General features: G+C 29.4%; 9 protein-coding genes. 1 reads left to right on the plus strand and 8 read right to left on the minus strand.

Features of this window, described 5'->3' with window-relative positions; genetic code table 11:
• Positions 1-489: 489 nt before the first annotated feature.
• The 7 genes from ACQYZ7_RS15440 to ACQYZ7_RS15470 form a co-directional block, all read right to left on the minus strand.
• Positions 490-1,389 (minus strand): sterol desaturase family protein, encoded by a 900-nt coding sequence (locus ACQYZ7_RS15440; RefSeq protein WP_430730610.1) that lies wholly within the window; start codon positions 1,387-1,389, stop codon positions 490-492.
• Positions 1,390-1,438: 49 nt separating this feature from the next.
• Positions 1,439-2,014 (minus strand): sigma-70 family RNA polymerase sigma factor, encoded by a 576-nt coding sequence (locus ACQYZ7_RS15445; RefSeq protein ID WP_430730611.1) that lies wholly within the window; start codon positions 2,012-2,014, stop codon positions 1,439-1,441.
• An 84-nt stretch (positions 2,015-2,098) separates the two neighbouring features.
• On the minus strand, positions 2,099-2,755 hold the full coding sequence (locus ACQYZ7_RS15450; RefSeq protein ID WP_430730612.1) for a DUF998 domain-containing protein: 657 nt from the start codon (positions 2,753-2,755) through the stop codon (positions 2,099-2,101).
• Between the two features lie 6 nt (positions 2,756-2,761).
• A complete protein-coding gene (locus ACQYZ7_RS15455; protein WP_430730613.1) occupies positions 2,762-3,268 on the minus strand; it encodes an SRPBCC family protein in 507 nt (168 codons plus the stop codon).
• A complete protein-coding gene (locus tag ACQYZ7_RS15460; RefSeq protein WP_430730614.1) occupies positions 3,258-3,590 on the minus strand; it encodes an ArsR/SmtB family transcription factor in 333 nt (110 codons plus the stop codon). The genes ACQYZ7_RS15455 and ACQYZ7_RS15460 overlap by 11 nt, the downstream gene beginning before the upstream one ends.
• Positions 3,591-3,857: 267 nt before the next feature.
• Positions 3,858-4,262 (minus strand): OsmC family protein, encoded by a 405-nt coding sequence (locus ACQYZ7_RS15465; protein WP_430730615.1) that lies wholly within the window; start codon positions 4,260-4,262, stop codon positions 3,858-3,860.
• Positions 4,263-4,388: 126 nt separating this feature from the next.
• The gene (locus ACQYZ7_RS15470) at positions 4,389-4,547 is read right to left on the minus strand and encodes a hypothetical protein (protein ID WP_430730621.1); all 159 of its coding nucleotides are present in this window, start codon (positions 4,545-4,547) and stop codon (positions 4,389-4,391) included.
• Here ACQYZ7_RS15470 and ACQYZ7_RS15475 point away from each other — a divergent pair.
• Entirely contained in the window at positions 4,511-4,678 is a 168-nt protein-coding gene (locus tag ACQYZ7_RS15475) for a transposase (protein ID WP_430730616.1), read from the plus strand. The genes ACQYZ7_RS15470 and ACQYZ7_RS15475 overlap by 37 nt on opposite strands.
• Positions 4,679-5,213: 535 nt before the next feature.
• Here the strand turns inward: ACQYZ7_RS15475 and ACQYZ7_RS15480 are convergent.
• A complete protein-coding gene (locus ACQYZ7_RS15480; RefSeq protein WP_430730617.1) occupies positions 5,214-6,689 on the minus strand; it encodes a WG repeat-containing protein in 1,476 nt (491 codons plus the stop codon).
• Positions 6,690-7,275: the final 586 nt, after the last annotated feature.

Raw genomic sequence — 7,275 nt, forward strand, 5'->3', positions numbered from 1 at the left:
GGATATGTATACCACTAATCTTCTCCGTTATACCAATCCGTATCCACATACCACTTTAAAACTGCGTCTCGAACAACTCTAACGCTATTTATTAGTTATCATAATTGGTGTTTCTAAAAACCCGATTCGGTGACCCAAGTTCTTACAGGTCCTTTGCTAATAATATTTTTTTCATCTCCAGAAATTATAGTGCTGTATCCTACTTCAACTCCTTTAACATCAGTAATTGCATTAAACTCTCTAGTTTTACCAACAAATAGAACTCCTAAACCTCTTTCTCTCGGTTTTTGTCCGTAAGATTGAGAATTAATTAGTGTTACTAAAAAAATATAAATATTCTTTTCATATAAGTTAGTTTTAATGTGTTACAGCGGTTTATATAAAAAACGCAGGGAGGTTATATGTCACTTCGTTTCGGGTTGTTACAGAGCTGAATATAAATATTTTGTATTTAGCTTATGTTTTTTATGAATTATTACCCACAGGTTTTTATTTACAACATTCCTTTACAGTTGTTATAGGGAATAATAATTGCCTTAAATATTCTTTGTCTTTTGGATAATTGGTTTCAGAATTTTTGATAACTCCAACTTCTTTAACTACACCTTTTCTATTGTAATAAGTTCCGAACAATAAGTCCCAAAAAGGAAAAATATTTCCAAAGTTTTTAGCTTCTTCCATTTTTTTACTATGATGAAAATGGTGAGTTTGAGGTGTTACTATCAAATAATCCCAAAAACTTTTCTTTGTTTTAATGTTAGCGTGCGATATATATGCAACAACAGTATGTGTAATACCTACTAAAAAAATGATTTTTTTATTAAATCCTAAAAATAGAAGAGGAGTCATTTTAAGGAAAATGTTTAAAAACATATTAATGGGATGAATCCAATTTGTTTTAAACCAATTCATACTTGTAGGTAAATGGTGAATTGAATGTATTTTCCACATAAGAAGACTTAAGTAAGAGTCAATATTACCTTTGTGGCTAATTCGATGATATACGTATGGAAGAAATTCACCTATCAAATTTGCAATAACGTATGTTGTAAAAAATGGTAAGGAGTTCCAAAAATTAGTTACTGTAAAGAATCTTTTTTGAATATAAATAACCAATGATAATGCTAGCATTTTTCCTAAAGCGTCAAATATGGCTGTTGAAAAAATGAAATGTTTAATATCTGTCCAAAGTATTTGTTTCTTAGGCCGCCAATCTTGTTTTAGAGGAACAATTCTTTCTAATGTTAAAATATAAACGAGGGAAAATAGAAATATTGAATACGAAGCTATTTCAAAATTCCATTTGTAAACGATTGTTAAGTAACTAAAAACACCTGTTAAAAATAATAGTGTTGGTACAGCTACTGTAGATACAATTTTATGTTTCATGTTTTTACTTTCTCTTGTAGTCGTTAGATGAAAGTAAAAAGATGCAGGATTATAGAATTAAATGTATTCTTTCCATTTCATCTTTTAACTCTTGTGGGAGTTCACAGTTGTTTTTTAATTCAAAATCAGATATTTGACCTTTACTGTTATAAGTAATGTCAATGCAGTCACTTACTATTTCTTTTAGTTTTTTTCGCCCTCTTTGAATACGCGATTTTGTTGCAGATAAACTCAAATTAAGCATTTCGGATATTTCTTGTTGTGGTTTCTGTTCAATATCACTTAAATAAAGTGGTTTGCTATATTTTTCTGGTAGGTAAGTTTGGATTACAAAACCAGACAAATCACAGAAGCAAGCACTTGAATGAATATTGATTTCTGGTTGGTCTATTAATAACTCTAATTGTTTTTTGTTCTTTCTGTAATAATCTACAATTGTATTTCTAGTCACTTGAAAAAGCCAAGCTTTTTCATTATTAATTATTGTTTTTCGATTTAGATTGTCAAGTAGTTTTATACTAACTTCTTGTAATATATCTTCTGCAATATGGTTTTCATCAATTTTAGTTTTGATAAAAATTAGCAAATGATCTTTGTGCTTATTCCAGATTTCGTTAAATGTCATTGTCTTTGTTTAGCTTGTAGGTGGGGGGGTATAAGAATAGTAGTGGTTTTATTTCATTTACTTTTCTATTATGTATATACTTTACTAATATTTGATTATTTCAATTTTATACTTTTTAGTTTGTAATGAAATTGTGATTAACCATAAGACACATAATAGCATAACTATTCTTCCTGACCAACCAATTAATACATTAGGACCTAATTCTCCATTATTTTTAGGTAGTTCTGTTGCCATATCCATTATCACATATATTTCCGAAACCCAAAGTAGAATTGTCATTAGCAAGATAGGAGTCTTATATTTTTTGTAATTCGCATTTTTAATAAAAATCCAAATAAATAGCAATGAAGCAATTACGAAAAAAAACAAAAATCCTGCTCCGATGCTATGGATTAATCCGCCTGTAGTCGATTGTTCCTGTGGAAGAATTGCTGGGTCTGTGTTGAAAAATCCAGCCAGTAAAAATCCGATTGCCGAAATGGCTAAAAATATTTTTCCGATTTTTCCTCCAATATTTGTGTAACATTTTCTTGATTGCATAATAAAAGAGATTATACTCAAAGCCATTAATAAAAATGCAATGTTCATTAACCAACCGTTATTACCAAGAGCTGTTTCGCTAATAGGCTGCCAAGACGGATCGATTTCGGGATTTACAAAATGAGCAATAACTGTTAGAATAATAGCAAGAATACCCACAAAGACTGAAATGTTACCAAAGTTTGTTTTCTTTTTCATAAGTAGTTATTTATTTAACACTAATAATAATTTGTCTAGTTGATTTAAGCCTGCGGTAAAACCTTCTTTGAAGCCCATTTCTATTATTTTTTCCAAACCTTCAAGAGAATCTAGTGTTAGAGTAACATTTACTATGGTACTTCCAGAGTTATCACTAAAGTTGTTTTTCCAATGTATTCTCGAAAATTCCGTCTCCACAAACGCCCCTTCTTCATTACAAAATCCATCCCAACCTGTAAACATTTTTTGCACTTCAATTTTTTCGTAGTCGAATCTGTTCCAATGCATTTTATTTTCAGGGCTTACCATTGCATAATGCCACATTCCGCCTTCCTTAAAGTCTAGAATTTTAGTTTTATTTTTAAAAGGTTCTGGCGCCCACCATTGGTCTAGGATTTCAGCGGAGGTCCATGCTTTCCAAACTAATTGAAGATTGGCATCGAACTCACGTTTTATGTTAATCGTATTATTTTCTTTATTGACAGTGAAGTCAAATAATAAATTACTGTTCATTTTTTTTATTCTTTAGGTTAGATATTACGTTGTCTAATTGATTAAAGCGGTTTTCCCAAATTTTTCTGAATTGCTCTAACCATTTGTCAATTTCTTTCATTTTATCAATTTTAATTTGATAATGAATTTCTCTTCCTTGTTGATTTGCTTCAACAAGTTCACATTCGTTCAATATTTGAATGTGCTTTGATATTGTTGGCCTTGACACATCAAAGTTTGATGCTATAGCACCTGCTGTCATAGATTGTGATGTAAGCAATACTAAAATAGCTCGTCTTGTTGGGTCGGAAATAGCTTGAAAAATATCTCTTCTTAATTTCATTATGAAGTTATTTGACTACAAATATATGTGAAGTTATTTAGCTACGCAAATATTTAAATAATATTTTATGTAGTATAGTATGAAATTGGAATGTTTGTGGTTAGTTCGTAAGTTATTTTAATAGATTTGTAATTATTTGATTTATTGGGTTTTATTTGTTTTGTGTAGTAAGCGTCAAACTGAAAATCCGTGAGGGTTTTTGTAAGAAGGCGAGAACTAACAATTAATTATTAACGTTGTCAGTCACCGGTTTTTAACAATTCAGTTTTAGTTAAGATATTTTTTTATTTCACCAACAATAGAGCAAGAAGACTTTACTGTATTAAATATTGTTCCATATTTCTCGATATTCTTTTTTAGCAAATCAATATTTAAATTATCATCTTGACTGTAGATTTTTAACTCATAGTTTAATTCATCCATCCTTGGAGGTTTTTCTAAACGTGTTGCGTTGACTATTAATTCAGTATTAGAGTATTCAAAATTCATTAAATGTGAAAAGCGTTCAACATTCTTAAGAATAAATGCAGAAAATGAACCTAAAAACAATTCGGCTGGGTTTGATAAATTATCAGCTGATTCTGAAGTAATCTCAAAATAAATTTCGGAGTGTTTAATGTTTATTGAAGCGTTATTTTTTGAATAGGAACTTGCTTTAATACAATACTTCATAAATTAATTTGGTTTTTATTATTTAACTTGTGGTTAACAATGTGTATGAGTAGTAGCGAATTTATAAGTGTTAATTTTCAGATAGTAAGATACATATTTATAAGTTTATCAGTATTGTTTCCATATTTAAGCTGAAAGATAATCTTTTGTGTTTTTTACATCTGCTGGAATAAAATCGAGCGCTGCTAAAATAGCATGATGTACATCATCTGCTTTAACCGTTTTGCCATTAATCTCTAAATCTCTTGATGCGCAGTATTCCTGGGATTGGGGGAATAGTTGCAAGTGGTATTATCTGTGAACTTGGCGATTTACGGAGATTCACCAGTATAAAACATTTGGGAGGTTACGTTGGTCTAGCTCCAGGGGTTCATCAAAGCGGAGATAACCAAAAACACAGAGGTATCACTATGTGAGCACACAGTTTGATGCGTAGCTATTTTATAGAAGCTTCATGGCAAGCCATTCGAACGGATCCGGTGATGCAGGATTATTATCGAAAGGATTATGGCAAGGACACCAAAAAGATAATTATTAAAATAGCCCGTAAGTTACTTAGCAGAACTTTAGCAGTTATAAAAACAGAGACTCCTTATGAGATAGGAGTTATAGAATAGTATATAAACCAATAACAAAGCTCACAAAGAAGTATTAAAAGTTCATATCACAAAACAACGTGGGTGACTTCAGTATTGAATTGAAGATCACATTTTTATAGCAAGTGGCTGGACTTATTATAACTTATAATCATACAGATGCTGGTGACGACCCAAAAGAGTTGATCACATATAGGATGCGGAGCAAGTTATAAGGTATTGAAGTATTGATAATCCTATCGGAATTATCAACACTCCAACACCACAGAATCATCATTATGAGATAATTAAAAAATAAATATTAACTTTGGAGAACTAGGCTAGTGCTTTTCATAGGATACGGTGTTGGCAATAGTTATTTTAATTTGACTCCATTAAGGCTAAATGTCTCTTTTTTTGAATTTTTATTTGTGTGAATTTTATTTTCAATAATATTTATGTCATCATATTTTATAGGCACTACTATTTTTCCTGTTACACAATTTACAACACCATATTGAACTTTTATCATATCTCCTTGCCTTTCTTGATTCTCTATTAATAAATATTTTTGATAATAATTGTATTTGGCGCTAGACATATATGTTGTTAATTCATAGTCCACTTCTTCTAAACGTTTTTTTCTTGTGTTCAACCAATAAAGTTTACACTTTTCGTTAACAATACATTGCTCAAAGAAATGATTGTTAAAAACGGATAACTTATCATATTTTGGTTTAATTATTAGTTTTCCATTTAAATCTATTAAGCCTTCTTCCCAAGTTACAGTATCATTTACAACGAAATACTTGTCTTTTTCGTTTATGAATGTAGATGAACCTATTACTCTATTAATAACTACAGTCTTTTGTTGAAAACTGTTTTTTGTTTTCATAAATATATTTATGGATTTAATATCTCCTGAAAAATGAAAAGTATAACTTGTGGTTTTTAGCAGGTTTTTTTTAAAAATGGCTGTTTTAGGTGTGTTTTTTGTTATAAAACTTTTTATTTCTTCTATTGTTTTAAAATCTTTATTTTCAATCTTATTAACAACTTGCTTTTGAAAGGCTATCATTTTTTTAATAAATAATCGTTTTTCTTTAGATGGAATACTCTTGGAAGATTCGCCTAAGTTTCTTAAAACTCTTCCATCTTTATATATCCCATTTATAGCAATAATGTTATTTTTTATGTGTTCTGGGATTATGAAAGTTGCTTTGTTGTCTTTAATTTCTTTTAATATTATTTCCTTACTATCAATATTAGTTTTTGTGCTATTTTTGTTAAATTCAAATTTATTTATTACAGGAAATTGATAATCAATTTTGAATGTGACACTTTCAACTGGCTTAGCATTTTTTAGAAATATTTCTCCATCTAAACCGTCAAAATCAAAAGAACTTGTTTTTTTGGTCTTATTTTTGAATACTATTTTTATTGGTATAAATTTTGGCCTTTCTTCATCATACTCTCTGAAATATTGATAATCTCTTAATAATTTACTCACAGGGCTTAAGTCCTTTTTCACTAAAATTGAAGATGCTAATGGATATTCAAAAGATTGCTGAAGAGACGCTTTTTTAAAAACTTCTTCAAACCCCTTTTTAATAGATGTAGAATCTGATATTTTAAATTCTTCATCAAAATCATTATCTTGAAGTCTTTTATTGACTTCAGATTTAGTCGGAATCATAATAAAACCATTTTCAAAATAGTCTAATGTTGATTGCATAGAAGTAATACTTTTATTAAGTTTATTTTTTATCTCAATGACTTCTTTTTTTTGTGAATTACAAGAAGATATTAATAGAAAAAGTACTGCGCTAATTATAGTGGTTAATTGTTTCATTTATTTTTTTTACAAGAATTTTGTTAATTACCGCCAAAAGGTATATTTCGTATTATTAAAACAAATAAAATACTTATTATTAGGATAGTAATAATGAATAAAAAACTAAAAACCCACCAAGGAACATCAAAATCGTGAGAGTATAGTGTGCCTTCTGAAATACCATAAATTAAACTTATAGGTATAATTGTTAATGATAAAGATTTAAAATATTTTTTTTGTTTGGTTAGTGCAAATTTTTTATGCAGCCCTAAAAAAAACTAGATAAATTACCGTAATTAAAGTAAAACTGATAAACGTCATTATTATATAATTAGTAATATTTTAATATCTATATGGTGTTCTTCTTCACAATTTTTTGTGTTTATTCCTGATTTTTAGGCTAGGTTTTAATTGCTGCCAACGGTTTGCATATGGCTTGTGGCGGTTTCGAAGCACTTTCCTGTCCACCGAAACCAAAGTTGGCTACGGAGCGTAAACCTTGCTGGCAGCCGTTCACTGGCCATTAATTATAGCATCCATGAAAAAGCAGTAAGTCGAGTATCTTTAAAGTTCATCAAAACAATAAAAGATATGAACACTCAAA

The organism is Tenacibaculum sp. SDUM215027 (genome assembly GCF_050566205.1).
Lineage (GTDB): Bacteria > Bacteroidota > Bacteroidia > Flavobacteriales > Flavobacteriaceae > Polaribacter.